Raw genomic sequence first — 26,051 nt, forward strand, 5'->3', positions numbered from 1 at the left:
GCGGCTGAGCTGTGACAACCCCTAGGGGGACCCTGAGGGGACAACCCCAGGTCAGGGGCTCGGGTCAGCGCCCGAGGACGCTCCCGTACGCCAGTGCGGTGGAAGTCGCCGGAAGGGAGAGGGAGTTGGGCGTGAGGGCGGTGGTGCCGGGCGGGAGCGCGCCCGGGGCGGACCAGACGCCGCCCGCCGAGGCGTTCTCGCCGGGGGCGGAGACGGTCAGGTCGGGCGTGCCGTCCTTGTCGTGGTCGCCGACGGCGAGCGCCGCGCCGAACCGGTCGCCGGACTCGGCGGTGCCGGGGATCTGATACGTGTCCTGCTGGAACGCGTAGCCCTTGGCCTCGCCGTCCCCGAGCTCGTCGTCCGCGTCGAGGATGCCCTTCTTGCCGCCGAGCAGGACGGTGGCGCTGCCCGCGTTCTTCTTCGCCCCGATGGCCTCACCGGGCGCGCCCACGATCAGGTCGTCGCGGCCGTCGCCGTTGACGTCCGCGGCGGTGACGGCCTCACCGAAGCCGTCGCCGGTCTCGGCGACCCCGGGGACGCCGGGGGTGTCCTGGTTGAGGGTCTGCTTGCGCAGGCCGAAGCTGTTGGGGCGGTCGCCGCCGTAACGGATGTGGACGCCGCCGCCCTTCGTCAGCTCCTCGGGGCCGCACGGGTCGTCGATGTTCTCGTCGGCGATCTCGCGGCAGTTGCCGAAGGCGAGGTCGTCGTGGCCGTCGCCGTTGAAGTCGCCGGTGGCGATGGCGGAGGTGGCGCCGTTGTCGTTGACCCAGTCGAGGACGAGGCGGCCCTCGCGGCTGTCGTAGCGCAGGAGCTTGATGTGGGACTGCGTGTACGGCTGCTGCTTCGTGTAGTACGCGACGGCGAGGTCGGTGCGGCCGTCGCCGTCGTAGTCGCCCGTGGACAGGACGGGGGCGCGGCCGCCCATGCGGTCGCCCGTGCCGGGCTGGGTGTGGTCGGCGCGGGGGTTGTAGTTGACGACGACCTTGTCGGTGCCGCCGATGGCCAGGTCCATGTCCGTGTCGCCGGTGAAGTCCCCGGCGACGAGGGCGTTGCCGTACCGGTCCCCGGCCTTCTCGCCGCGCGCGGCCGTGTGGGAGCCGGCGAAGCCGCCCGCGTCGCCGTACACGACGGTGACGCTGCCGGTGTCCGTCCGCCCGTCGATGTCCTCGCCGGGCGCGCCGATCGCGAGGTCGGTGTACCCGTCGTTGTCCACGTCGGTGACGGCGACGGACGTCCCGAACCCGTCCCCGGCCTCCGGGGTGCCGGGGACGTGTGCGGTGGCCTGCGTGACGCGTACGTTGCGGTCGGCGCGCAGCCCCTTGGGGCCGCCCCAGACGACGTTCACGTACCCGGCCTTGGCCTTGCCGCCCACCGTGGCGGCGGGCACGCCCACGGCGAGGTCCGCGTAGCCGTCCCCGTTGAAGTCGCTCTTGGCCGCGGGCGGCGTCGGCTCGTCCGCGGCGGCGCCCGCGGCGAGCGGCAGGGTGAGGCCGGTCGCCGCGAGCGCCGTGGCGGCGGCCAGGGCGAGGGTGCGTGTGCGCACAGGGGCTCCAACTCGTTGGTGGTGGCTTGGATTCACCTGTGTGACACGTGGGGTTGGGGAACGGTTGTGGGGGTGGGAAGGGTTACTGGAGGATGCCGGAGGTGAGGTCGTCACGCCCCAGGGACCGCGCACCGGTGGTCGTGACGCCGGACGGCGAGCCGAGGAGGCGGACGTCGTCCTGGTCCCCGTTCACGTAGAGGTCGGCGTAGCCGTCGCGGTCGGTGTCCCGCAGACGTACGGTGCGGCCGAACACGTCCCACTCCGTGAGGGCGCCCGGCACGCCTCGGGTGTTGCGGGCGAACCACTGCGAGCCGGTGCCCTTCAGGCCGCCTCGGCCGCCGCGCAGGACGTGTACGCCACCGGCTTTCGCCTTTCCGTCGACGGTCTCCCCGCGTACGCCGATCGCCAGGTCCTGGTAGCCGTCGCCGTTGACGTCGCCCGCGGAGATGTCGCTGCCGAACCAGTCGGACTTCTCCGGGGTACCGGCGATGCCGGAGGTGGCCTGGGTGAGACGGGTGGCGGAGCCGGGACCGGAGGAGCCGCCGCGCCAGACGGTCACGGCACCCGCCGACCGGGAGTGCCGCGAGTCCTGCGGGGCGCTGACGGCGATGTCGCCGTAGCCGTCCTTGTCGAAGTCGGCGACCACACCTTCGGTGTCGCTCGGCGAGTACGGGCTGACGCGCAGGGTGCTGCCCGGCCTCAGGGTGCTGCCGCCCTTGATGAACCACGCGTCGGACCGCTCGGCCGACGCGGTGACGCCTTCGCCCGCGATGACCAGATCGGTCGCGGCGTCCTTCGTGACCCGGCCCGCGATCAGGGTCTGCGGGGTGAAGCGGTTCCCCTTGGTGAGGCGCACGACCGAACGGCCCACGCCGGACGGGGAGATGCCCCCGGTGTAGACGTGGACGGAGCGGCCGTTGACCGCGGCGAGATCCGGGGTACCGTCGCCGTTGAAGTCGCCGGTGGCGAGGTCGCTGCCGAACCAGTGGTGCGCCTTGGGGGCCTTGTTGGGGATCGCGGTGCCCCGGGACAAGCCGTCGGGCGAACCCCACAGGACCGTGGCGCCCCCTTGGTTCGAGTCGCGGCCCACCCGTTCGGTGGGGGCGGCGACGGCCAGGTCCCCGTACCCGTCCCGGTTGAAGTCCGCGGCGACCCGGACCTCTTCGCCCCACCTGTCGCCGGTCTCGTCGGCACCAGGGATCCCGGGGCTGCCCTGATGGATGATCTGGTACTCGCGGCCGGGACCGGACGGCGTTCCGAAGGTGACGCGGACGGCGCCGCCCTTGCTCTCGCCGTACTCCGCGGTGGCGTAGTCCCGGTACCCGTCCCCGTTGAAGTCGTCGCCGAACTTGGCGGGAGCGGAGGGGGCGGCCGTCGCCGTCGTGGGCGAGGCCAGGGGGACCAGCGCGGCGGCGGTCAGGGTCGTGGTGAGCAGGGCGGTGGTGCGCAGGCGCACGGGGGCTCCTTGGGGAGGGGCCGGGCCTCTGGGTGGGGCCCGGCCGGTGAGGTGGGGGTGGGGGTCAGTCGGCGAAGTTGGCGCCCAGGCGCGGGGTGCCCGTGCCGGAGAGGTGTGCCGTCCCCGGGTAGATCCCGGACGTGCCCTTGAGGCTGCCGTTCTGCTGGGACAGGAGCGGGTACACGGCGCCGTTGCCGCCGTTCTCGCCGACGGCGCCCAGGATCACGTCGGCGCGGAGGTCGCCGTTCAGGTCGTCGACGTGGACGTCCGAGCCGAGGAAGTCGTGCTTCTCGTCGTCGTCGGGGACGCCGGGCGTGTTCTGGGTGAGGAGCTTCGCGCCGCGTCCGGTGAGGCCGGAGCCGTCGGCCTTGCCGTAGAGGACCGTCACCGCGCCGGAGTCCGCGACGCCGTCGACGGTCTCGCCGGGGGCGCCGACCACCAGGTCCAGGTTGCCGTCGCCGTTGATGTCGCCGAGGTCCAGCTCGTTGCCGAAGGAGTCGCCCTTCTCGCCGCTGCCGGGGACGCCCGAGGTGTTCTGGGTGATCTTGTCGCGCTCGTCGTTGTCCGGGCCGCCGCCGTTGCCGAACAGTACGTTCACCGCGCCGCCCTTGGCCGCGCCCGCGACGCCGTCGTCCCACGAGGTGCCGATGACGACGTCGTCGTAGCCGTCCTTGTTGACGTCGCCCAGGTCCGTGATGATGCCCGGCAGGAGCTTCTTGGCGGCGGACGCCTTCAGGCCCGAACGGGAGCCGGGGATCCAGAAGTTGGCGTTGGGGGCCTCGGCTGTCGTCTCGTAGCCGTTGACGATCAGGTCCTCGAAGCCGTCGCCGTCGGCGTCGCCCGAGTGCAGGTTGAGGACGCCGACCTCGCCGTTGCCGTGGATGCGGGCCTTGACGGTGGAGTGGCCGCCCGTCGCGCCGCCGCGCCTGAAGCCGCCGCGCAGGATGTCGACGACCGCGGTGGTGCCGGTGCCGACCGCCAGGTCGGTCTTCTTGTCGCCGTTGAAGTCCGCAGCCTCCAGGGAGCCGCCGAAGCGGTCGTGGCGCGTGGGGCGCGGGTCCTTCAGGGTGGTGCCGCCCTTCAGGCCGCTCGGCGAGCCCCACAGGATCTGGACGGAGCCGCCGTCCTTGTCGCCGCCCACGTCCTCGCCCGGCACCCCGACGGCGAGGTCGTCGTAGCCGTCGTCGTCGAAGTCCCCGTACGCCAGGTCGGCGCCGAACCCGTCGCCCTTCTCCGCGGAGCCGGGGACGCCGGGGCCGTTCTGCGTGTACGCCACGCTTCGGCCGACGCCGCCCTCTTTGCCGTACGTCACGGTGACGGCGCCCGCCGCGGCCTTGCCGCCGACGTACGTGCCCGAGGCGGATGTGGCGACGTCCGCTCGGCCGTCGTGGTTGAAGTCCGCGTCGGGGGTGGTGAGTTCAGGGCGGGGGGCCGCTGTTGCCGTCTGTGCGGTGGCCGTGAGGAGGCCGCCTGTGAGCGCCAGGGTGGCGGCGGTGGCCGCGGTGGCGGTGGTCAGGCGCAGGTGGCGGGTGCCGGGTCTGTGGGGGAGGTCGGTGTCGCGGGAGGTGGTGCGCTTGCTCTGGGACATGCGGGGTTCTCTCCTGCGGTGTGATCGCGGTTGCGTTTGCCAGGGGTTGGCTGCGCGTTTGCGTATGCGTTGGCCTGGACCTTGGCCTAGGAGAGACCTGCGGTGAGGTGTGGGGGTTGTGTGGTGCTGGCGTGAAGTTACGTTGTCGTTATGGGGAGTTGGGGGCAGGGGGGGCGGAGCCCTCGCGGGGGCGCCCCAGTCCCACCCCTTCTCCGAAACCATGGGCTGCGCCCCTGGACCCCGGGGGTGGGTGTCCCGTGCGGGTGGGACGGTCCGCCGCCGGATCGGCGCTCCGCGCCTCGTCCTCAAACGCCGGACGGGCTGAAAATTCCGCCGTGGACCGAAGAGTTCGCCAGGTGGGCTGAAGGTTTCGCTGGGTGGGCTGAGGACTTCGCCGGCTGGGCCGAGGACTTCGCCGGCTGGGCTGAGAACTTCGCTGACGCGGGCGGGCTGAAGGTGCCGGGCTGTTGGGCTGGCCGGTGCAAGTTTGGGCGGGTGGGTGGGGGAGAGCCCGTCCGGCGTTTGAGGACGAGCGCGGAGCGCGATCGGGGGGGCTTGGTTCGGGCTGAGGGTGCCGAGTTGGCCGAGTTGTGGGGGGGGGAGAGGCGCGGGGTGCCGCAGTGGTGGTGCCCCGCGCCTCGGTGGGCGCTAGTGGCCCAGGATCGCCCCGTACGACCGCGCCCCCGCGAGACCAAGCTTGGCCGGTGTCACCGACACCTGAGGCGCAGGCCGGTCCTTGGGGGTGCCGTACCAGACCCCGCCGGACGAGGCGTTCTCACCGGGCGCGGCGACGGCCGAGTCGGGGGAGCCGTCCGCGTTGTAGTCGTCCACGGCGACCGCCGCACCGAAGCGGTCGCCGGCCTCGGACGTACCGGGGACACCCGGGGAGGTCTGGTTGAGGCCGCTGCCGTAGAGCTCCTTGCCGGTGCCGGTGGACTCCAGGATCCAGTACGCGCCGGCGGCCTGGTCGCTGCCCACCGCCTCGGCACTGGCGCCCGCGATCAGCTCGTCGCCGTCCTCGCCGTCGAGGTCGCCCACGGCGAGCGCCGCGCCGAAGTTGTCCTCGGCCTCGGAGTTGCCGTCGACGCGGGGCGTGTTCTGGGTGGTGCAGGACACGTCGCCGCCGAGCGTGGTGCCGGACTTGCCGTACACGGTGGCGATGGCACCGCCGAGGCGGTCCTCGCAGTAGCCGTGGTCGCCCTCCTCGGCCTCGGGGTTGGGCTGGACCTGCCCGAGGGCGAGGTCGGCGGTGCCGTCGCCGTCGAAGTCGCCGGTGGCGAGGGACGTCGCGGTGTCGCCGGTGCGCCAGTTCCTCTTCCACGCCCCGGACTCCGTGCCGTACACCGCCGTGCCCGCGATCTCCATGCCCCCGTACGTCACCGCGAGGTCGTCGCGGCCGTTCGCGTCGAAGTCGCCGGACGTCACCGCGCGGGGACCGCTGAAGTGCCAGCTGTCGACGCGTTTCAGGGTCGCGGGGGACCCGGCCTTGAACGGTCCCGGGCGCATCTCCATCGCGCGGATCTCGTCGTTCGCCGTGCTGAGCGCGATGTCCTGGTCGCCGTCGCCGTCGTAGTCACCGGTGGTGACGATCCCGCCGATCTGGTTGTCCGCGTACGCGCCGTTGGCGGCCGTGAAGCCGCCCTTGATGCCGGACTTGGCGCCCCAGAGGACGGTGAGGGTGCCCGCGGCGCCCCCTGCCGCGTTGTCCTCGCCGGGCGTGCCGACGACGATGTCCGTGCGGCCGTCGCCGTTCATGTCGCCGGTCGCCACCGCGGACCCGAAGCCGTCGTCCTTCTCGACGGTGCCGGGAACCCCGGCGGTGCCCTGGCTGACGGTCGTCGAGCCGTGGCCGCCGAGGCCCTTCTTGCCGCCCCAGACCACGTTCACGTAGCCCGCCTTGGCCTTGCCGCCGACCGTGGCGCCGGGAACGCCGACCGCGAGGTCCGCGTAGCCGTCGCCGTTGAAGTCCGACTTCGGCTTCGGCGCGGGCCCGGCCGCGACGGCGGGGGTCGCGGAAAGGCCCGCGACGCCGAGTACGGTCGCCGCGCACAGCACGGCGGCGGAGAGAGTCTTCTTACGCAAGGTAGCTCCAACCTGCAATGTACGTAGGTGAGTTGAAGGTCAGTGGCGGCAGCACTCAGCGCAGCGTCTCGCCGAAGCCCCTTCCGGCCCCGCCCGCGCCGAAGTCCGAGCCGTTGAAGGAGGTTGCGTACGACGTCGTGGCACCCGTCGTCGTACCGCGAAGCACCCACACCGCGCCCGCGTCCGCCGCCGTGCCGATGTCTTCGCCGCGCGCGCCGATCGACAGGTCGGCCTTGCCGTTCCTGTTGATGTCCTTCAGGCGCACGGAAGATCCGAACTGGTCGTTCTTCTCGGCGACTCCAGGGACGCCCGTCGTCTCCTGGTGCCAGGACCTGCCACCGGTCAGGCCGTTCGCCGCGCCCTTGAACAGGGTCACGCTCCCCGTGCCCGGAACGGTTCCGACCTGTTCGCCGAGCGCGCCCACCGCGACGTCCGCGCGGCCGTCGCCGGTCACGTCACCCGCGGCCACCGCCGCGCCGAACGCGTCGCCCGCCTCGTCCGCGCCCGGTACGCCCGCGGTGTCCTGCGTGTACGTCACGGGAGCGCCGAGCTCGGAGTCGGCCCCGAGGCGTACGCTGACCGAACCGCCCTTGCCCGCGCGCGGGTTGCCGGTGATCAGGTCGTCGTAGCCGTCGCCGTTGACGTCGCCCCCGGCGAGCGGGCCACGCGTCGCCGTCCGGTCGTCGCCCTCGGCCAGGACGCCCGACCAGTAGCCGAGGTCGCCCGCACCGCCCTTCATGTACGCGGTGTAGGCGCCGCCGTCCTCCCGCTCGCCCGCGAGGATGTACGTGTAGCCGCCCTTGTTCGTGAAGTGGCCCGCGATCATGTCGTCCAGGCGGACGTTCTTCGGCAGGAAGTCGACTTCGAGGGGGATCGCGCGGCCGTCCTGCGGGGTGCCGTCGGCGTAGTACCACCAGTGGTTGCCGCTGATCACCGCGAGGTTGGCCACCTCGTCGCCGTCGATGTCGACGAAGCTGGCCGCCTCGCCGAAGCGGTGGTCGTCGGCGCTCGGCGCGGTGAGGGTCTTGCCGCCCGTCTTGAAGCCGCTCTTGCCGCCCCAGACGATGGTGACGGTGCCGCCGGGCTTTCCGGGCGTCGTCTCGCCGGGGGCGCCCACGATCAGGTCGGCGTAGCCGTCGCTGTTCACGTCGCCGCTGGTGACGTTCTCGCCGAACTCGTCGCCGGGCTCGGTGGTGCCGGGGACTCCTGCGGTGTTCTGTGTGACGGTCGTGCCGCGGCCCGGCTTCACGCCGGACGCCGAACCGTACGTCACCGTCACCGAGTTGCCGTTCGGCGCGCCCACCGCGAGGTCGCGGTAGCCGTCGCCGTTGAAGTCGTCCTTCAGGGCGGCGGGGGCCGCGGTGGCCGTCCCGGCGAGGGGCAGGGTCAGGCCTCCGGCAGCGAGGGCTGCGGTGGTGACCGCGACGGCCAGGCTTCTTGCGCGCACGTGGGGCTCCCGGGCTTGTGGGTTCACGGGGGGTCACCAGGGGGTGGACCTTGGGTGAACGGTGGTGTGGGGTTCCGGGGGTGTGACAGGCGGGGGGAGGGAAAGGTTGTGCGAGTCGGGGGTTGGTGGGGGGCAGGGGCGCCCCTGCCCCGGCGCGCCCCGGGCCCCTGGCGTGGCCGCGTTCACACGCGTCCCGGAGTTCGCAGAAGGCTCACGCGCGTCCGGCCCTGCCCATACGCTGGCTGGTGGTGAGCCGTTCAGAGAGGGGCAAGGCCGTGATGTCCTCAGGTGACACTCCGGACCCGTACGCCGACCCGCTGCGGTTCGGTCAGCGCGTGCAGATCCTCCGCGAGCGCCGTGGCATGACCCGCGCCCAACTCGCGGACTTCATCGGGGTGTCGGTGCACACCCTCCGCAAGATCGAGAACGGCCAGCAACGGGCCCCGGCCCTCGACATGGTGCTGCGCATCGCCGAGGCGCTGCGCGTGCGCGACCTGGCCGAGCTGACCGGCCGCGCGGACGCGCACGTGGACCTGTTCGCCGGGCCCGGCCATCCCCGCCTCGCCGCCGTCCAGGCGGCCGTCGACGACTTCGCCCTGGCGACGGTCGTCGAACCGCCCCCCGTCGCGCACCTGGAAGCCCGCCTGCACGCGGCGTGGAAGGCACGGCACCAGTCGCCCAACCACCGCGAGGCCATCGGCAAGTTGCTGCCCGACCTGATCCGCGACGCGCGGGCGATCGCACGGCACGCCGAGACGGCCGCCGAGCGCCGGGCGGCCCAGGCCCACCTCGCCGAGACGTACTCGCTGTCGCAGTTCTTCCTCGCCTATCAGCCCGACACCGCCCTGCTGTGGCGCGTCGCGGAGCGCGGCATGGTCGCCGCCCAGGACTCGGGCGACCCGCACGCCATCGGCGTGGCCGCCTGGCTCCTGGCGCAGGCCCACCGCGACAGCGGGCCCCGCCACTTCGACGCCGCCGACACGATCAACCTCGAAGCCATCCGCTTCCTCGAACCCCTCCTGCCCGACGCCGCCGACGACGTACTCGCCATCGCGGGCGCCCTGGAGTTCGAGCTCGGCTACACCGCGGCCCGGCGCCGGGACACCGGTACGGCGTGGCGGCACTGGGACAAGGCGAAGGACATGGCGGCGCGGCTGCCCGCCGACTACTTCCACCCCGTGACCAGCTTCGGCCGGGCGATCATGGGCGCGCACGCCGTCACCGTGGCGGTCGAGCTGCGCCAGGGCGGCGAGTCGGTGCGCCAGGCGGCCCGCGCGGACAAGGCCGTCATCAAGTCGCGGCCGCGCCGGGCCCGGCACCGGATCGAGGAGGCCCGCGGCTTCCAGCTCGACGGGCAGCCGGACGTGGCGATCGCCACGCTCCAGAAGGCGTACGAGGCCGCCCCCGAAACGATCCGCTACAACGGCTACGCCCGCCGCATCATCCTTGAGGAGACCGAGTCGAAGCAGTCCGGCCGTCGGCACCGCGCAGCCGATCTGGCCATGGGCATCGGCCTGTTGGGCGCCTGACACGAGGTGACCGGATTCCGGTCATCGACGGGGCGCGGGTGCGCCTACGGTCCAAGGTGTGACCCGAATCCCCCCGCCCCCGGGACCTCCGACGCCCCCGCTCGGCCACGACAAACAACGGATCAGCGCCTGGCTCGCCGGAGCCGACCCCCACCCCGGCGCCGTCCACACCGCCTGGGCCGAACGTGGCCTCGCCCTGCTCCCCCTGGGCCACCGCTTCGACGCCATCCGCGTACCCGCCGCCCGCGTCCACGCCGCCGTCCACAGCGACGACCCGCACACCGTTGCCGCCTTCCTGCGCGACTGGCTCGCGGGCCCCGTCATCCGCGACACCCGCGGCGCCCCCGGCCCGTACTACGTCCTCATCGCCCCGCACTCCACCTGGCACGGCACGGAGGAACGGCTCAGCACCCACACCTTCCTCGGCGTCCCCCGCCTGGGCCACCCCGTGTCGACCCTCACCCGCTGGGTGGTCCAGCCCACCGCCCCCGGCGAACTCTGCGACCCCGCACACCTGAGCGCGCTGCTCATGACGGCCGAGACCCTGAAGGCGGTCGAGCCGTGAACGCCACCACGGAACTCGACGCACGGGCCACGGAGGCGTACGCCGTCTACTTGGGCCACCTGTACGGCTGCCGCCCCTGCCAGGACGAGGACGAGTGCGCCACGGGCGCCCGTCTGCGCGAGACGTGGAAGGCGGCAAGGAACCGCTCCCTGCGGGCCGGACGCACCCCGGCCTGACTAGCGCGCACCCGCGCCTGACCAGCGACGCACCCCCGTCCGACTACGGGACGCACCCCCGTCCGACTACCCGAACCCCACCGTGGAGAACGTGACCCCCGGCTTCCGGGACACCGGCCCGTCCGCCCCGGCCCTGCCGGGATACACCTCCACCCGGTCCCGCCCCTGCCCCCAGGCGGTCCGCACGACCAGGTCCGCGCGCCGGTCCCCGTCGAAGTCGGCCACCTTCAGGACCTGGACGACCCCGTCCCGGCCCCGGGAGGGCACCAGCGTCGCCGTCGCGTTGGCGGCGAGACCGGACGCGCGGCCCCGGTACACCCACACCTCGCCGGGCCCGCCCCCGCCCACGACCAGCTCGCTGCGGCCGTCGCCGTCGAGGTCGCCCGCGTACACGGTGGCGTTCCGTACGCCGATCTTCGCGCGCGCCGTGCCCGGCACGTCGTAGCGCAGGGCGATGCCGCCCGGGGCCGCGAGCGCCGCGTCCATGCCCTTGGCGCGGCCGAAGGCGCCGAAGGCCACGTCGGTCGAGGCGGGGAAGAGGACGCCGGTGCGGTTGGGGCCCTTGGGGCCGCCGAGGACGAGGCTGCTCTTGGAGGAGCGGGCCTCCTCGCGGACGACCAGGTCGTCGTAGCCGTCGTCGTTGACGTCGACGGCGGGCGCGCCGGTGGCGAGGTCGTTGCCGGGGGCGGTGATCGGCTTGCCCGCCGCGTGGGGGGCGCCCTTGCGTGTGAACGGGCCGCGCAGGTACGTGAGATGGGCGCCGCTGGCGTGGAGGACGAGGTCGTGGGCTCCGTCGCCGTCGAAGTCGCCGCAGACCGGCTGGTCGGCCCAGTCGTTGCCGAGGCGGGCCCGCTCGGGCACCTGGAGCTTGACGGCCTTGCCGGTGAGGCCCGCGGGGGAGCCGTAGAGGAGCTGGAGGGGGACCGGGGGGCGGCCCTGGCCGTCGTAGGGCGGGTCCGTCGACACGACGAGGTCGGTGAAGCCGTCCTCGTTCAGGTCGCAGGACGCCTCGGACTCGAAGGCGGCGGGCAACTGGCCCTTCGTACGGGCGCCGTTGGCGCGCGCGGTGAGCAACTGGCGGGCGCCCGGGACCAGTCCGCGACGGCTTCCGTAGACGACGCCGATGCCGGGGTCGTCGCCGTGCCCGCGATGGGCGAGCGCGTCGAGCACGAGGTCCCTGGCGCCGTCGCCGTTGAAGTCGTCGTCGACCTTGCTGCCCTTGCCGCGCGGGACGGGCTGCTGGGGCGCGCTCTTGTTCGCGAGGCCGGCGGCACCGGTGTTCTCGGGGCGCGCGTGGGACTCGCCGCCGCCCCCGCAGCCCGCGAGGACCAGGACGCCGCCCACGACGACGGCCAGCAGACGTCTTCCGGAACCCCTCATGCCGCACCCACCCCTGCGTCACCCGATGACTTCTTCATGCTCACGACAGCATCAGCCGCACCACAGGTTTACACGAACGACGAGGGGCCGGCCCCGCCCCCAGGCGAAACCGGCCCCTCCCCACACACAGTCCAGGACAGAACCTGTCCGAGTCCAGGACAGAACCTGTCCTGGTTAGCTACTTCACCGGCTCCGGTTCCGGCGCGTCCGCCGACTCCTCCTCGCCCGCCGGGTCCACCGGCGTCTTCACGGAGTCGAGCAGGAGCTGGGCGACGTCCACGACCTGGAGCGACTCCTTGGCCTTGCCGTCGTTCTTCTTGCCGTTCACGGAGTCCGTGAGCATGACGAGGCAGAACGGGCAGGCCGTCGACACGATGTCGGGGTTGAGGCTGAGCGCCTCGTCCACGCGCTCCGTGTTGATGCGCTTGCCGATCCGCTCCTCCATCCACATCCGCGCGCCACCGGCGCCGCAGCAGAAGCCGCGCTCCTTGTGGCGGTGCATCTCCTGCTGGCGCAGGCCCGGGACCTTGTCCATGATCTCGCGCGGCGGCGTGTAGACCTTGTTGTGACGGCCCAGGTAGCAGGGGTCGTGGTAGGTGATGAGGCCCTCGACCGGCGTGACCGGGATCAGCTTGCCCTCGTCGATGAGGTGCTGGAGCAGCTGCGTGTGGTGGATGACCTCGAACTCGCCGCCGAGCTGCGGATACTCGTTGGCGATCGTGTTGAAGCAGTGCGGGCAGGTGGCGACGATCTTCTTCGCCGACTTCGGCTTCTTGGTCCCCGGATCGTCGTCGTCCTCGCCGTACGCCATGTTCAGCATCGCGACGTTCTCGGCGCCCAGCTGCTGGAACAGCGGCTCGTTGCCGAGACGGCGGGCCGAGTCACCGGTGCACTTCTCGTCGCCGCCCATGATCGCGAACTTGACGCCCGCCATGTGCAGGAGCTCCGCGAAGGCCTTGGTGGTCTTCTTGGCCCGGTCCTCAAGGGCGCCCGCGCAGCCGACCCAGTACAGGTAGTCGACCTCGGTGAGGTCCTCGATGTCCTTGCCGACGATCGGGACCTCGAAGTCGACCTCCTTGGTCCACTCCACGCGCTGCTTCTTGGCGAGCCCCCAGGGGTTGCCCTTCTTCTCCAGGTTCTTGAGCATTGTCCCGGCCTCGGACGGGAACGCGCTCTCGATCATGACCTGGTAGCGGCGCATGTCGACGATGTGGTCGATGTGCTCGATGTCCACCGGGCACTGCTCGACGCAGGCGCCGCAGGTGGTGCAGGACCACAGGACGTCGGGGTCGATGACGCCGTTCTCTTCGAGGGTGCCGATGAGGGGGCGCTCGGCCTCGGCGAGGGCGGCGGCGGGGACGTCCTTCAGCTGCTCCTCGGACGCCTTCTCCTCGCCCTCCATCGTCTTGCCGCCGCCCGCGAGCAGGTACGGGGCCTTGGCGTGCGCGTGGTCGCGCAGCGACATGATGAGGAGCTTGGGGGAGAGCGGCTTGCCGGTGTTCCAGGCGGGGCACTGCGACTGGCAGCGGCCGCACTCGGTGCAGGTGGAGAAGTCCAGCAGGCCCTTCCAGGAGAACTGCTCGACCTGGCTGACGCCGAAGACGGTGTCCTCGTCCGGGTCCTCCCAGTCGATCTCCTTGCCGCCGGACGTCATGGGAAGCAGCTCGCCGAGGGCGGTGGAGCCGTCGGCCTCGCGCTTGAACCAGATGTTGGGGAAGGCCAGGAAGCGGTGCCAGGCGACGCCCATGTCGGTCTTCAGGGCGACCGTGATCATCCAGATGAAGGAGGTCGCGATCTTCAGACCCGCGAAGAAGTACGTGAGGTTCTGGAGCGTCGAGACGTCCATGCCCCCGAACCACGAGACGAACGGGTACGAGATGAAGAACGAGGCCTCGTAGCCGTCCACGTGGTGCTGGGCGCCCTCCAGGGCGTGCAGCATGAAGATGCAGACGCCGACGATGAGGATGACGGTCTCGACGAAGTACGCCTGGCCGGTGTTGGAGCCCGCGAACCGGGACTTGCGGCCCGGCCGGTCCGGGCGGCTCAGCTGCCGGACGACGATCAGGGTCAGGATGCCGAGCACGGTCATGGTGCCGAGGAACTCGACGAACATGTTGTACGGGGCCCAGTCGCCGATGATCGGCAGCATCCAGTCGGCCTTGAAGAGCTGGCCGACGGCGTTGACGATCGTCAGGAGCAGCGAGAAGAAGCCCACCGCGACGAACCAGTGCGCCACACCGACGACGCCCCACCTGTTCATGCGCGTGTGGCCGAGGAACTCCTTGGCCACGGTGAGGGTGCGCTCGGTCGGCGCGTCGGTCCTCGTCCCTGCGGGCACGGGCTGGCCGAGCCGCATGAACTGGTAGATCTGCAGGATGGCACGGCCGAACAGGGCGACGCCGACTGCGATGAGGACCAGCGACACGATGATCGCGGCGAGTTGCATTTCGGGGCTCCTCGGGCCTGCGAGGGTGGGCAATCCAACGTATTACTAAGCGGTAACTTATGCAGTCCGTCTGAGACTACCCACTTACATCGCCGCACTGTAGCCAGCCAGGCGGTGATCTGCGTCGCTCAGGCTGCCCTATCCACGGCGTCGCGCAACCGTGTCCCCCGGGTGTGGCGTCTCCTCGCACAGCAGTCCCGGGTTGCGCGTAAGGAAGAGATAAGAGTTGAGTCGACCCGACTCAGGTCTGTTGACTCCTGCGAACCCCTGATGCATCCTTGAGTCAGTTCCACTCAAGAAGTTATCTGGAGGCATTGAAATGGCACGTGCGGTCGGCATCGACCTGGGCACGACTAACTCCGTCGTCAGCGTTCTGGAGGGCGGCGAGCCCACCGTCATCACCAACGCCGAGGGTGCCAGGACCACGCCGTCCGTCGTCGCCTTCGCGAAGAACGGTGAAGTGCTGGTCGGCGAGGTTGCGAAGCGCCAGGCGGTCACCAACGTCGACAGGACCATCCGCTCCGTCAAGCGCCACATGGGCACTGACTGGAAGGTCGGGATCGACGACAAGAACTTCAACCCGCAGCAGATCAGCGCCTTCATCCTGCAGAAGCTGAAGCGCGACGCCGAGTCGTACCTGGGCGAGAAGGTCACGGACGCCGTGATCACCGTCCCGGCGTACTTCAACGACTCCGAGCGCCAGGCCACCAAGGAAGCCGGCGAGATCGCGGGCCTGAACGTCCTGCGCATCGTGAACGAGCCGACCGCGGCCGCCCTGGCCTACGGCCTGGACAAGGACGACCAGACGATCCTCGTCTTCGACCTCGGTGGCGGCACCTTCGACGTGTCCCTCCTGGAGATCGGCGACGGCGTCGTCGAGGTGAAGGCCACCAACGGCGACAACCACCTCGGTGGTGACGACTGGGACCAGCGCGTCGTCGACTACCTGGTCAAGCAGTTCAACAACGGCCACGGCGTGGACCTCTCCAAGGACAAGATGGCGCTCCAGCGCCTGCGCGAGGCCGCCGAGAAGGCGAAGATCGAGCTGTCCTCCTCCACGGAGACCACGATCAACCTGCCGTACATCACGGCCTCCGCCGAGGGCCCGCTGCACCTGGACGAGAAGCTCACCCGCGCCCAGTTCCAGCAGCTCACGTCCGACCTCCTGGAGCGCTGCAAGACGCCGTTCCACAACGTCATCAAGGACGCGGGCATCCAGCTCTCCGAGATCGACCACGTCGTTCTCGTCGGTGGCTCCACCCGCATGCCCGCCGTCGCCGAGCTCGTCAAGGAGCTGACCGGCGGCAAGGACGCCAACAAGGGCGTGAACCCGGACGAGGTCGTCGCCATCGGCGCCGCGCTCCAGGCCGGTGTCCTCAAGGGCGAGGTCAAGGACGTCCTGCTCCTCGACGTCACCCCGCTGTCCCTCGGCATCGAGACCAAGGGCGGCATCATGACCAAGCTGATCGAGCGCAACACCACGATCCCGACGAAGCGCTCCGAGATCTTCACGACGGCGGAGGACAACCAGCCGTCGGTGCAGATCCAGGTCTACCAGGGCGAGCGCGAGATCGCGGCGTACAACAAGAAGCTCGGCATGTTCGAGCTGACCGGTCTGCCCCCGGCGCCCCGCGGCGTCCCGCAGATCGAGGTCGCCTTCGACATCGACGCCAACGGCATCATGCACGTGACCGCGAAGGACCTCGGCACGGGCAAGGAGCAGAAGATGACCGTCACCGGTGGCTCCTCGCTGCCGAAGGACGAGGTCAACCGGATGCGCGAAGAGGCCGAGAAGTACGCCGAGGAGGACCAGTCGCGCCGCGAGGCCGCCGAGTCCCGCAACCAGGGCGAGCAGCTCGTCTACCAGACCGAGAAGTTCCTCAAGGACAACGAGGACAAGGTCCCCGGCGACGTCAAGACCGAGGTCGAGGAAGCCGTCACCGAGCTGAAGGAGAAGCTCAAGGGCGAGGACACGGCCGAGATCCGCACGGCCGCCGAGAAGGTCGCCGCCGTCTCCCAGAAGCTGGGCCAGGCCATGTACGCCGACGCCCAGGCCGCGCAGGCCGCGGGCGGACCGGAGGGTGCCGCTCCCGGCGCCGACGCTCCGAACATGTCCAAGGAAGACGACGTCGTGGACGCCGAGATCGTCGACGACGAGAAGCCCGGTGACGCGAAGGGCGGCGCTGCCTGATGACGGAGGAGACCCCGGGCTTCGGCGAGAACGCCGAGCAGCCCGACGTCCCCTCCGGCGCCACCCCTGAAGAGAAGGCGCCGCAGGCCGACGGGCCCTCCACCGAGGAGGGCCCGGCGGCCCCGGCCGGGGACGCAAGCCAGATCGTGGGCCTGACCGCCCAGCTGGACCAGGTCCGCACCGCGCTCACCGAGCGCACCGCGGATCTCCAGCGGCTGCAGGCCGAGTATCAGAACTACCGCCGCCGGGTGGAGCGGGACAAGGTGACGGTCAAGGAGATCGCCGCGGCGAACCTCCTGACGGAACTGCTCCCGACGCTCGACGACGTCGGCCGGGCGAGGGAACACGGCGAACTGGTCGGCGGCTTCAAGTCCGTCGCCGAGGCGCTTGAGACCGTCGTCGCCAAGATGGGTCTGCAGCAGTTCGGCAAGGAGGGCGAGCCCTTCGACCCGACGATCCACGAAGCGCTGATGCACAGCTACGCACCGGACGTCACGGAGACGACCTGCGTCGCGATCCTCCAGCCGGGGTATCGCATCGGCGAGCGGGTCGTGCGCCCCGCGCGCGTGGCGGTGGCCGAGCCGCAGCCCGGCGCGCAGACGGTGAAGTCGGCGGAGTCGGCGGAGTCCGGCGCGGCCGAGGGCGACGACAGCGCGCCCGCGGACGCGGAGAGCAAGGCCGACGGCGCCGCGGACACCGCGGACGCCAAGGGCAAGGAGAGCGGTGGCCCGGACGAGGGCTGACGCCGACACGGACGGCGGCTTCGGCGCCGAGGGTGACCTCGGCGCCGGGGCCCGCCGGATGACAGGGAAGGAGGGACGTCGGGGATGAGCACCAAGGACTTCATCGAGAAGGACTACTACAAGGTCCTCGGCGTCCCCAAGGACGCCACCGAAGCCGAGATCAAGAAGGCGTACCGGAAGCTGGCTCGCGAGAACCACCCGGACGCCAACAAGGGCAACGCCAAGGCCGAGGAGCGCTTCAAGGAGATCTCCGAGGCGAACGACGTCCTCGGCGACCCCAAGAAGCGCAAGGAGTACGACGAGGCCCGCGCGCTCTTCGGCAACGGCGGAGGATTCAGGCCGGGCCCCGGAGGCCCCGGCGGCGGATCGTTCAACTTCGACCTGGGCGACCTCTTCGGAGGCGGCGCCCCGGGCGGGGGCGGGGCGACGGGCGCCGGCGGATTCGGGGGCGGCCTCGGTGACGTCTTCGGGGGCTTGTTCAACCGCGGCGGCGCGACCGCCGGCACACGGACGCAGCCGCGGCGCGGCCAGGACATCGAGTCCGAGGTCACGCTGAGCTTCACGGAGGCGGTGGACGGCGCGACGGTTCCGCTGCGCATGTCGTCCCAGGCCCCGTGCAAGGCCTGTTCGGGCACGGGCGACAAGAACGGCACCCCGCGCGTCTGCCCGACGTGCGTGGGCACGGGGCAGGTCTCGCGCGGCGGGGGCGGCGGCTTCTCGCTGACCGACCCGTGCGTGGACTGCAAGGGCCGCGGCCTGATCGCGCAGGACCCCTGCGAGGTCTGCCACGGCAGCGGCCGCGCCAAGTCCTCGCGGACCATGCAGGTCCGTGTCCCGCCGGGCGTCAGCGACGGCCAGCGCATCCGCCTGCGCGGCAAGGGCGCGCCGGGCGAGCGCGGCGGCCCCGCCGGTGACCTGTACGTGGTCGTCCATGTGGACGCCCACCCGGTCTTCGGCCGCAAGGGCGACAACCTGACGGTGACCGTGCCGGTGACGTACGCGGAAGCGGCGCTCGGCGGCGAGGTCAAGGTGCCGACGCTCGGCGGCCCGCCCGTCACCCTGAAACTGCCCCCCGGCACCCCCAACGGCCGCACCATGCGCGCCCGCGGCAAGGGCGCGGTCCGCAAGGACGGCACCCGAGGGGACCTCCTGGTGACCGTGGAGGTCGCCGTGCCGACCACGCTGCCGCCCGCGGCGCAGGAAGCGCTGGAGGCGTACCGGAAGGCGACTGCGGACACCGATCCGCGGGCAGAACTGTTCAAGGCCGCGAAGGGAGCGTGACCTCATGGAGCGGGACGGCCGCCGACGCAACCCGTATCAACTGACGGACGAGACCCCGGTGTACGTCATCTCGGTGGCGGCCCAGCTCTCCGGCCTGCATCCGCAGACCCTCAGGCAGTACGACCGCCTGGGCCTGGTCTCGCCCGACCGCACCGCGGGCCGGGGCCGCAGGTACTCCGCCCGTGACATCGAACTGCTGCGCACCGTCCAGCAGTTGTCGCAGGAAGAGGGCATCAACCTCGCGGGCATCAAGCGCATCATCGAGCTGGAGAACCAGGTCACGGCGCTCCAGTCCCGGGTCGCCGAGCTCTCGGCGGCCGTCGAGGGCGCCGCGGCGGCGATGCAGCAGCGCGAAGCCGCGGTGCACGCCTCGTACCGCCGCGACCTCGTGCCGTACCAGGACGTCCAGCAGACCAGCGCGCTCGTGGTGTGGCGGCCGAAGAGGTCGCCGGAGGCGTGAGACGCGCGCCGGCGTGCGCACCGCGCTCTGTCCGGGCCGGGAGCTCCTTCGGGGAACTCCCGGCCCGGTCGCTTGCCTCCTTATAGTGGGCGGGGCGAGGCACGAGGACCGCGGGCCGGGCGCGGAGCGCCCCTGACCAGCCCGTCTCGCCATCGCGCAATCGACTCAAGCGCTGTGCTCGGCACAGGGGGAGCTGGAAGACCATGGCCATGGTGGGGCTGTTCTGGATCGCCGAAGGCGATGTGTACGTGGGTTCGAAACCGGCGGGGCTCGCCCCCGGGGTGCGGCTCACATCCGAGGGCATCGCCGGTATCGGCCATGGACAGTCCGGCCTCTGGCTGTGGGACGACATCCAGACGCTCACCGTCGAGGACGTGCCCGTGCGGTCCCTCAAGCGGCAGGTGGGCGCCGTCGTCGACATGGCGCTCACGATGGGCCTCGGCGGCGGTGACGACGCCCCGACGATGACGGTGTGCGTCGGGACGGCCGACGAGGAGATCGAGCTGACGGCGTACGTCGCCGCGGCCGCGGGCTACTCCCAGAAGGAGTACGACCTCTCGCGCGCCCTGCTCGCCCGCCTCACCGAGGGCGCCGCCACGCTGATGACCACGATGGCCGCGATGGCCGCGTGGGGCCGCGCGCACGAGGGCGGTTCGCCGCGCAGGGACGAGCGGGAGCGGCTGCTGCAGGAGTGGGCCGACGACAACGCGACCCACGCCTGAGCAGCCTGCCCCGGGCCGCCCGTGGGACGGGGCGCTCACTCCCCCCGAAGTGCGAGCGCCCCGGTCGGCCACGGGGCGTAGCCGGACCGGGGCAACCCCTTAGGGAAGCGCGACTCTGCGGGGGGAGACCACGACAGAGTCACTCGGCCGCGGGGAGCGGTCGGTTCCAGTACCTGAAAGGGCTCTGGCCGCTCCCTGCCGCCCTCACCACGATGCAACGGCCCGCCACGCTCCGCTACCGTCAACTTGTTGCGGTGCAAGGGGCGGAGGTGGGGGCAAGTGGCGGCAAATCCGGACGATCGTGATTCACATGTGGTGTCCGGGCCGCAGGATTCCTGAGCGACTGATGAGGAATCCGAGTTGTGTGCGGCTGCTGCCGCCCAGGGTGCTGGTGAGCTTCGCGATGTGGACGCGTACGGTCCGCACGTTCATGCCGAGCCGGTCGGCGATCCCGGCGTCCGTCAGGCCCTCGACGAGGAGTTCGGCGATGGCCCGCTGACGTGCGGTGACCCCGTCCTTGGCGGGCTGCGGCGCCGCCGGGTGCGGGAACATCGGCGTGGCAAGGCGCCACAGCCTCTCGAAGAGCGCGACCAGATAGCCGACGACGGCGGGCGCGCGGATCTCCAGGGCCCCGGTGGAGTCCCGGTCGGCCGGTACGAAGGCGACCGCGCGGTCGAACACGACCAGCTGCTCGGTGACTTCGCTCAGCGTCCGCACCTCCACATCACCGTCGAGGCGCTCGAAGTGCGCGATCACGGGGAGGGCGTGCCGGGTCGTGTGCTGGTACAGCGTGCGCATCCGGCAGCCCCGGGACAGCAGCGCCTGCTCGCGCGGCGGCGCGGCGCCCAGATCCGCGATGGGCCGGAAGCCGCCCGGCTGGATCGTCAGGACCTCCTCCGCACAGCGGGACACGGCCGCCTCGATGGCGTGGGTGGTGTGGGGGAGGGAGGTGTGGAGGGTGATGGCGGGGCTGGTGGGGTTGGTGGGTCTGGCACGGCTGCTGGGGTTTTCGGGGTTGCTGGGGTCTTCGGGCGGGTCGGTGGGTCTCGTGGGTCTCTCGGAGGGGTCGGTGGGGTCGGTGGGGTCGGTGGGTCTCAGGGGTCTCTCGGAGGGGGCGGTGGGTCTCTCGGGCTGGGTGGGGATGCGGGTGAGCAGCGGCGTCAGGGCCGCCAACAGCTCCGCCTCGCGCTGCCGTTCCTGCCCGACCTGCTCCTCGATGCCGCGCAGCAGACCGAGCAGGGTGGTCGTGGGCTCGCCCGGAAGCAGCCACCGCATGTCGTCGACGTCCGGGTGGAGGAGGCCGAAGTCGACGAGGCACGGGGCCGGTTCGGCCTCGTGGGTGTGGACGCGGCCTTCGCACAGGGCGCGGTGGTAGAGGGCGGCGCCGGGCGCGCAGAGGGTGTCGGGGCCGTGGGACCGATGTGGCTCGGGCGGTGGCGCTCCGTCTTCCTTCCTCCCCGGTCCGCGCTCCTCGGACATGGTGGTGCTCCCTCCCCATGGACGCTGCCCGCGCTCGGCGGTGCGCGGCCGGGCATCACGTCCATGAGGCCATGGGGACACGGGTTCACGGAGACGGCGTGCCGGAGCGTGTGCGTTGCGCAACGGAGCGCAACACCACGCGGGAGCGCGGGCCTTGCCTACGGGTGGGCTTCGACCAGCCCCGAACGGCCGATGAGGTAGCCGAGTTGGGTGCGGCTGCGGCTGCCGAGGAGGGCGGCGAGCCTGGCCACGTGCAGGCGGACGGTACGGACGTTCATGTCCAGGTGGCGGGCGATCTCCGCGTCGGTGTGGCCCTCGGTGAGGAGGTGCGCGATGGCGCGCTGGACGTCGCTGATCGCCTGCTCGGGCGGGGGCGGGGTGTCCTCGCGGTACAGGGGTGTGGCCAGGCGCCACAGGATGTCGAAGGCCGTCGAGAGATAGCTGATGAGGGCGGTGGACCGCAGTTCGAAGGCGACCGAGCCGTCCTCGACGGCCGGGATGAACGCGACGTCCCGGTCGAACACCAGGAGGCAGGGCGGGAGTTCGTCGAGCGTGCGCAGCTCACGGCCGACGGGCCGCACGTGGCCGGAGCTCGTCGGCCCGGGCCGGCGCAGCCCGGGCAGCGCGTCGTGGGCCGTCCGGGGCGGCGAGAGCACCCGCATGTGCCCGCCGCGCTCGGCGAACTCCGCGAGCCGCCAGGGCTCGTTGTACGGAAGGAGTCGCGGCCGGGAGTCGCCGGGCTGGATGCCGAGGATCTCCTCGGAGGCGTCGGCCATCGCCTGCCGGACGGCGAGGCGGATGCGCGGGACCCCCTTGAGCACGGTGACCGGTGAAGCCGAGAGGTCCGGGGCCCGGTCGGCGCCGAGGCGCAGGAACGGCTCGAAGGAGGCGGCGAGCCGGGTCGCCCGGCCGCGCTGGCGGGCGACGCGCCCCTCGATGTCCTCCAGGAGCCGGGGGAGGGCGACGGCGGCCGCGGTGGGGCGCAGCCAGGTGGCGTCGTCGGGGTCGGGGTGGAGGAGCCCGGTGTCGATGAGGCACGGGGTCGCGGCGGCGGCTTTGGCGGGAACTCGGCGTTCCTGAAGGGCTCGCAGGTACAGCGCCCGCCCGGCCTCGCACACGTCCACGGGCTCGTGCGGCACGTGGTGGCGGGCTGCGGGCTCGCCGGCCGGGACGGGTCCGGTCATCCGGATCCCGGCCGTGCCGTGCGTCCCGCCGTGGACGGTGGGGGCTGCCTGCGTCGCTACGTCCTGCACATGCTCCCCCTGCTCGGATTGCAGTGATCGCGCGAATGACGGACGCCGCGGTCGCCTGGCACCGACGAGCCGTCACCCGCGGGCGGGTGCCCGTGAGTTGTGAGGCCGGCCGTCATCCTTCGTGAGCTGTCATCCTTCGTGACTTGTCATCCTTGTCAACGAGACAACTGATATCAATGGCGGGTTTATCCCCTGCGATGACGAACCAATTATTCAAGCTTCAATCATCTGCTCGTGCCGGGTGTGTCCATCCCCACAGCCGGGGGGCCTCCGACTCCCGGCACGAACCCGACGAAAATACGTCCATGGACCTTCCTGTGGACCTCACCGCCCTGAGCGGCGACGGACTGTACCTCTGGGCGCCGCGCGGCGCCGCGGGCGCCTGGGGCCTCGCCAACTGCCTGCTCGTCACCTCGGGCGACGACACCGCGCTCATCGACACCCCCTACGACGAGCGCATGACCCGCGCGCTCATCGCCGCCGCCGACCGCGTTCTGCCCGCGGGCGCCCGGGTCCGCACGATCGTCAACACCCATGCCAACGGCGACCACTGCTTCGGCAACGCCTTCTTCCCCGGCGCCGAGATCATCAGCTCCCAGGCCAGCCTGGAACGCCACTGCCGCGAGATCTCCCCGCAGCAGATGCAGTACCTGGTGCACGCGAGCGACCCGGACAACCCGCTCGGCTGGTACGCGCGCGAACGCTTCGGGGCGTACGACTACACCGGCATCACCGTCGTCCCGCCCACCGTCACCTTCAACGGCTCGTACGACTTCCACGTCGGCGACATCGAGGTGCGCCTCGTCGAGGTGGGTCCGGCGCACACCGCCGGGGACCTGGTCGCGCATCTGCCGGAGCAGGGCGTCGTGATGGCGGGCGACGTCGTCTTCGAGGGCGACCACCCCGTGCACTGGGAAGGGCCGCTCGCCGAGGTCGTGCGGGCCGCCGAGGCGGTGCTCGCGCTCGACGCCGAGCACATCGTGCCGGGCCACGGCCGGGTCATCGGCCCCGACGGGGTGCGCGCGTACATCGGCTATCTGCGGGAGCTCGAAGGGGAGATCAAGGAGCGGCACGGGCGGGGGCTCGGCGCGTACGAGGCCGCGGCGGACATCCTCGCCGCCGGATTCCACCCGCACCTGGGCGCGCCGGAGCGCGTCGTGATGCTGACGTTCATCGAGTACCACCACCTCGGCGGAGCCGCGGCGCCCATCGAAATGGTGGACCTGGCCACGCACGCCGCACGCTGGGCTCATACGCACCACCACGCCACCGCTGCGGCCCGCTGAATACGATCTGTTGGTCGGCAACTCGTTTGGGCTTATGGTGCAGGCACTGTGCGTACGGCCTGCCGTGCGCTCAGCTACGGGGGAACGGGGAAGCGGGGAAGCTGGAAAGGGGGAAACGCAGTGGACGAGGAAGCGCTGCGTCGCATACTCAAAGAACTGCGTTCCAGAATCACACCCCCGGAAGTGGGTCTGACGCCGAAGCCGACGGGGCGCCCCGGGCCCCGCGTGCACGGTCTCGCACAGCCCGACATGGACATCCTCATGAACCGGTCGGTGGGCACCTACCACCGGTTCGAGAGCGGAAAGATGTCCCCGCGCGACGGCTATCTGCGCGAGGTCGGACGGATCCTGCGCATGAGCGAGGACGAGTTCACCCAGGTCTATCTGCTCAGCCTCGGCCAGCGGCCGCCGCACCCCCTCGACCCCGGCGGCGGCGTCCGCATGCCCGCCGCCGCGGCGTGGCAGCGGGCGGTCTCCGGGCAGCGTGAGATCTCGTACGTGAGCAACGTCCAATGGGACCTCGTCGCGTACAACGAGCCGTTCGCCGACATCTTCGAGGACCGCATACCGCCGGAGAACACCATGCGGTGGATGGCGCTCGCCGACGAGGCCCGCGATCACATTCTCACCGACTGGGACACCCGCTGGGCGCCGGGAATTCTCAACCAGATCAGGCTCGCCCACATTCAACATCCCGAGAACCGCTCCCTGGCCCAACTGAACGAGGACGTCAAACGGGACAAGTACGCGGGCCCCATCTACGAGCGCGGCACCGAGGTGTACATCCACCCGGACGGTGACGTCAGGCCCTTGTACCACCCGCGAAAAGGCCCCGGGCAGATCACGATGGTCGTCTCGGAACCGGCGAGTTCGCCGGGAGCGCGACATGTCGTGCTGCTCTTCGACCCGCTCGACGAGAACCCGACATCGGCATGAGGCTGGAGAAGGCCGCGAGGGCGGGCAGGGCGGGCAGGGCAGGCGAGGACGCCGCCGAGGTGTTCGACGTCCCCGTGGCGGCCGACGCGCCCGCCCAGGCGAGGCCCTTGACGGCTGGCACGGTCGATCCGGTCGATCCGGTGGGCCCGGTCCTGGAACGCGCCTCCCTCGCCACGCTGCTGCACGCCATGGCCGCCGACCTCAACGGCCGCGGCTACCCCGTGACCTGGGTCGTGGACCGCCAGATGCTCGCCGGCGACTTCCCCCTCCAGGTCGTCGCCAAGGTCTCCGTGGTCCGCGTCCTCAACATCGCCCTGGACGACCGAGGCCCCAGCTGGCAGGTCAGCATGGGCCGCCCCTCGTCCGTACGGTGGGAACAGTCCGCGGTGCTCGACCTCGGGGCGGACGGCCTGGACGCGGAGTGCGTGGTGCGCTCGGCGCTGCGGGCGTTGGGGCTGCCCCTGCAGCGGGCCGTCTACCACTAGGGCCCCTCCCTGGGCGGGCGGGTCAGCCGGGTGCGCGGTCGAGGATGCCCGACTTGCCGATGAGATAGCCGAGCTGGGCGCGGCTGGTGCTCTTCAGGACCGCCGAGAGCTTGGCGATGTGGACGCGGGCGGTCCGGACGTTCATGCCGAGGCGGGCGGCTATGTCGGCGTCGGTGAGGCCTTCGGTGAGGAGGGCGGCGATGGAGAGCTGGCGGGGGGTGAGGCCGTGTGGGGCGGCCTTGGGGATGGGCTGGGGCCATCTGGGGACGGCGAGGTGCCACAGCAGGTCGAAGGTCGCGACCATGTAGTCCACGATGGCCGGCTGGCGTATCTCGAGCGCGACGTCGGGGGAGTCACCGACGGGGATGAAGGCCACGGTGCGGTCGAACACCATCATGCGGTGCGGCAGTTCGTCGAGCGTGCGGACCTCCACGTCGCCCACCAGCTGTTCGTAGTGGGCGAGCGCCGGGCCGGAGTAGCGCGTCGTGTGCTGGTAGAGCGTCCGCATCCGGCCGCCACGGGAGAGGATGTGGTTCACCCGCGGCAGCGAGCGCACCAGTTCGTCGGCGGACCGCTTTCCTCCCGGCTGAATGGCGAGGGCCTCCGACCTCGCCCCTGACACCGCCCGGTCGATGGCCTCATTGATGTGCGACACACCCGTGTGCAGGGTCGTTCCGGACGAATGCGGGTTGCGCGCCCGCTCGCCGCCGAGGGCCATCAGCGGCGCGAAGGCGTCGGCGAGGCGCGACTCCCGCTGCCGCTGCGTGCTGATGCTCACGTCGATGGCGTGCAGGATCCGCGGCAGGGCCACGGACGGGGCGACGGGCAGCAGCCACCGCGCACCCTCCCCGTCCGGCTGGAGAAGCCCCAGCTCCTCCAGACAGGGGGCCGCACGGGCGTCCTCGATGCGCATCCGCCCCGATCGCAGCGCGCGGACGTACAGCCCTCTGCCCGCTTCGCACAACTCACCGCCCTCGTGGGCTCTGTGCTCCACCACTGCCTT

General features: G+C 71.5%; 21 protein-coding genes. 11 read left to right on the top strand and 10 right to left on the bottom strand.

Annotated features, from left to right (window positions below; all coding sequences use genetic code 11):
• Positions 1–64: 64 nt before the first annotated feature.
• The 5 genes from ACFVHO_RS04195 to ACFVHO_RS04215 form a co-directional block, all read right to left on the bottom strand.
• Complete coding sequence (locus ACFVHO_RS04195) at positions 65–1,543, bottom strand: FG-GAP-like repeat-containing protein (protein ID WP_385709880.1); 1,479 nt, start codon at positions 1,541–1,543, stop codon at positions 65–67.
• Between the two features lie 82 nt (positions 1,544–1,625).
• Entirely contained in the window at positions 1,626–2,999 is a 1,374-nt protein-coding gene (locus tag ACFVHO_RS04200; protein WP_385709883.1) for an FG-GAP and VCBS repeat-containing protein, read from the bottom strand.
• Between the two features lie 64 nt (positions 3,000–3,063).
• Entirely contained in the window at positions 3,064–4,587 is a 1,524-nt protein-coding gene (locus ACFVHO_RS04205) for an FG-GAP repeat protein (RefSeq protein WP_385709884.1), read from the bottom strand.
• Positions 4,588–5,235: 648 nt separating this feature from the next.
• Positions 5,236–6,669 carry an FG-GAP-like repeat-containing protein gene (locus ACFVHO_RS04210; RefSeq protein ID WP_385709887.1) on the bottom strand — a complete coding sequence of 478 codons (1,434 nt, stop codon included), beginning with the start codon at positions 6,667–6,669 and terminating at the stop codon, positions 5,236–5,238.
• A gap of 55 nt (positions 6,670–6,724) precedes the next feature.
• Positions 6,725–8,116, bottom strand: coding sequence for an FG-GAP-like repeat-containing protein (locus ACFVHO_RS04215; protein ID WP_385709890.1), 1,392 nt, complete (start codon positions 8,114–8,116; stop codon positions 6,725–6,727).
• Positions 8,117–8,394: 278 nt separating this feature from the next.
• Between ACFVHO_RS04215 and ACFVHO_RS04220 the strand changes: the two genes are divergently transcribed.
• From ACFVHO_RS04220 to ACFVHO_RS04230, 3 genes are read left to right on the top strand one after another with little or no spacing between them, the layout of a single operon-like run.
• Positions 8,395–9,645, top strand: a complete 1,251-nt coding sequence (locus ACFVHO_RS04220; RefSeq protein ID WP_385709893.1) for a helix-turn-helix domain-containing protein — start codon at positions 8,395–8,397, stop codon at positions 9,643–9,645.
• 58 nt (positions 9,646–9,703) lie between these two features.
• The gene (locus ACFVHO_RS04225) at positions 9,704–10,210 is read left to right on the top strand and encodes a hypothetical protein (RefSeq protein WP_385709895.1); all 507 of its coding nucleotides are present in this window, start codon (positions 9,704–9,706) and stop codon (positions 10,208–10,210) included.
• Positions 10,207–10,386: a hypothetical protein gene (locus ACFVHO_RS04230; RefSeq protein WP_385709898.1), complete on the top strand. Its 180-nt coding sequence runs from the start codon at positions 10,207–10,209 to the stop codon at positions 10,384–10,386. The genes ACFVHO_RS04225 and ACFVHO_RS04230 overlap by 4 nt, the downstream gene beginning before the upstream one ends.
• 66 nt (positions 10,387–10,452) lie before the next feature.
• Here the strand turns inward: ACFVHO_RS04230 and ACFVHO_RS04235 are convergent, their stop codons facing one another.
• Positions 10,453–11,766 carry an FG-GAP repeat domain-containing protein gene (locus tag ACFVHO_RS04235; RefSeq protein ID WP_385709900.1) on the bottom strand — a complete coding sequence of 438 codons (1,314 nt, stop codon included), beginning with the start codon at positions 11,764–11,766 and terminating at the stop codon, positions 10,453–10,455.
• Between the two features lie 178 nt (positions 11,767–11,944).
• Complete coding sequence (locus ACFVHO_RS04240; protein WP_385709903.1) at positions 11,945–14,212, bottom strand: (Fe-S)-binding protein; 2,268 nt, start codon at positions 14,210–14,212, stop codon at positions 11,945–11,947.
• A gap of 319 nt (positions 14,213–14,531) precedes the next feature.
• On the opposite strand from ACFVHO_RS04240, the gene dnaK reads away from it, so the two are divergent.
• The 5 genes from dnaK (at position 14,532) to ACFVHO_RS04265 (ending at position 19,609) form a co-directional block, all read left to right on the top strand.
• A complete protein-coding gene (dnaK, locus tag ACFVHO_RS04245; RefSeq protein WP_385709906.1) occupies positions 14,532–16,403 on the top strand; it encodes a molecular chaperone DnaK in 1,872 nt (623 codons plus the stop codon).
• Positions 16,403–17,146 carry a nucleotide exchange factor GrpE gene (gene grpE, locus ACFVHO_RS04250; RefSeq protein ID WP_385709909.1) on the top strand — a complete coding sequence of 248 codons (744 nt, stop codon included), beginning with the start codon at positions 16,403–16,405 and terminating at the stop codon, positions 17,144–17,146. The genes dnaK and grpE overlap by 1 nt, the downstream gene beginning before the upstream one ends.
• Before the next feature lie 84 nt (positions 17,147–17,230).
• On the top strand, positions 17,231–18,427 hold the full coding sequence (gene dnaJ / locus ACFVHO_RS04255; protein WP_385709911.1) for a molecular chaperone DnaJ: 1,197 nt from the start codon (positions 17,231–17,233) through the stop codon (positions 18,425–18,427).
• Positions 18,428–18,431: 4 nt separating this feature from the next.
• Positions 18,432–18,887, top strand: coding sequence for a heat shock protein transcriptional repressor HspR (locus ACFVHO_RS04260; protein WP_030362079.1), 456 nt, complete (start codon positions 18,432–18,434; stop codon positions 18,885–18,887).
• Positions 18,888–19,090: 203 nt separating this feature from the next.
• On the top strand, positions 19,091–19,609 hold the full coding sequence (locus ACFVHO_RS04265) for a hypothetical protein (RefSeq protein WP_385709915.1): 519 nt from the start codon (positions 19,091–19,093) through the stop codon (positions 19,607–19,609).
• 306 nt (positions 19,610–19,915) lie between these two features.
• On the opposite strand, the gene ACFVHO_RS04270 is transcribed toward ACFVHO_RS04265, so the two are convergent.
• Both ACFVHO_RS04270 and ACFVHO_RS04275 read right to left on the bottom strand, forming a co-directional pair.
• The gene (locus ACFVHO_RS04270) at positions 19,916–21,088 is read right to left on the bottom strand and encodes a LuxR C-terminal-related transcriptional regulator (RefSeq protein WP_385709918.1); all 1,173 of its coding nucleotides are present in this window, start codon (positions 21,086–21,088) and stop codon (positions 19,916–19,918) included.
• A 158-nt stretch (positions 21,089–21,246) separates the two neighbouring features.
• On the bottom strand, positions 21,247–22,341 hold the full coding sequence (locus ACFVHO_RS04275) for a LuxR C-terminal-related transcriptional regulator (protein WP_385709921.1): 1,095 nt from the start codon (positions 22,339–22,341) through the stop codon (positions 21,247–21,249).
• Between the two features lie 305 nt (positions 22,342–22,646).
• Between ACFVHO_RS04275 and ACFVHO_RS04280 the strand changes: the two genes are divergently transcribed.
• From ACFVHO_RS04280 to ACFVHO_RS04290, 3 genes are all read left to right on the top strand, one after another.
• Complete coding sequence (locus ACFVHO_RS04280) at positions 22,647–23,627, top strand: MBL fold metallo-hydrolase (RefSeq protein ID WP_385709924.1); 981 nt, start codon at positions 22,647–22,649, stop codon at positions 23,625–23,627.
• Between the two features lie 261 nt (positions 23,628–23,888).
• Positions 23,889–24,563 carry an XRE family transcriptional regulator gene (locus tag ACFVHO_RS04285; RefSeq protein WP_385709927.1) on the top strand — a complete coding sequence of 225 codons (675 nt, stop codon included), beginning with the start codon at positions 23,889–23,891 and terminating at the stop codon, positions 24,561–24,563.
• Positions 24,560–25,048 (top strand): hypothetical protein, encoded by a 489-nt coding sequence (locus ACFVHO_RS04290; RefSeq protein WP_385709929.1) that lies wholly within the window; start codon positions 24,560–24,562, stop codon positions 25,046–25,048. Before ACFVHO_RS04285 ends, ACFVHO_RS04290 begins: the two co-directional genes overlap by 4 nt.
• A gap of 22 nt (positions 25,049–25,070) precedes the next feature.
• Here ACFVHO_RS04290 and ACFVHO_RS04295 read toward each other — a convergent pair whose 3' ends face one another.
• The gene (locus ACFVHO_RS04295) at positions 25,071–26,045 is read right to left on the bottom strand and encodes a LuxR C-terminal-related transcriptional regulator (RefSeq protein ID WP_385709932.1); all 975 of its coding nucleotides are present in this window, start codon (positions 26,043–26,045) and stop codon (positions 25,071–25,073) included.
• Between the last annotated feature and the right edge of the window lie 6 nt (positions 26,046–26,051).

Source organism: Streptomyces sp. NPDC127108, assembly GCF_042677545.1.
GTDB lineage: Bacteria > Actinomycetota > Actinomycetes > Streptomycetales > Streptomycetaceae > Streptomyces.

Excerpts from the sequence above, each read along its gene's own strand:
- ACFVHO_RS04265 (WP_385709915.1), top strand. The coding sequence starts at position 19,091 with ATGGCCATGGTGGGGCTGTTCTGGATCGCCGAAGGCGATGTGTACGTG.
- dnaJ (WP_385709911.1), top strand. The coding sequence starts at position 17,231 with ATGAGCACCAAGGACTTCATCGAGAAGGACTACTACAAGGTCCTCGGC.
- grpE (WP_385709909.1), top strand. The coding sequence starts at position 16,403 with ATGACGGAGGAGACCCCGGGCTTCGGCGAGAACGCCGAGCAGCCCGAC.
- ACFVHO_RS04240 (WP_385709903.1), bottom strand. The coding sequence starts at position 14,212 with ATGCAACTCGCCGCGATCATCGTGTCGCTGGTCCTCATCGCAGTCGGC.
- ACFVHO_RS04205 (WP_385709884.1), bottom strand. The coding sequence starts at position 4,587 with ATGTCCCAGAGCAAGCGCACCACCTCCCGCGACACCGACCTCCCCCAC.
- ACFVHO_RS04270 (WP_385709918.1), bottom strand. The coding sequence starts at position 21,088 with ATGTCCGAGGAGCGCGGACCGGGGAGGAAGGAAGACGGAGCGCCACCG.
- ACFVHO_RS04220 (WP_385709893.1), top strand. The coding sequence starts at position 8,395 with ATGTCCTCAGGTGACACTCCGGACCCGTACGCCGACCCGCTGCGGTTC.
- ACFVHO_RS04235 (WP_385709900.1), bottom strand. The coding sequence starts at position 11,766 with ATGAGGGGTTCCGGAAGACGTCTGCTGGCCGTCGTCGTGGGCGGCGTC.
- ACFVHO_RS04280 (WP_385709924.1), top strand. The coding sequence starts at position 22,647 with ATGGACCTTCCTGTGGACCTCACCGCCCTGAGCGGCGACGGACTGTAC.
- dnaK (WP_385709906.1), top strand. The coding sequence starts at position 14,532 with ATGGCACGTGCGGTCGGCATCGACCTGGGCACGACTAACTCCGTCGTC.
- ACFVHO_RS04260 (WP_030362079.1), top strand. The coding sequence starts at position 18,432 with ATGGAGCGGGACGGCCGCCGACGCAACCCGTATCAACTGACGGACGAG.
- ACFVHO_RS04290 (WP_385709929.1), top strand. The coding sequence starts at position 24,560 with ATGAGGCTGGAGAAGGCCGCGAGGGCGGGCAGGGCGGGCAGGGCAGGC.
- ACFVHO_RS04285 (WP_385709927.1), top strand. The coding sequence starts at position 23,889 with ATGAACCGGTCGGTGGGCACCTACCACCGGTTCGAGAGCGGAAAGATG.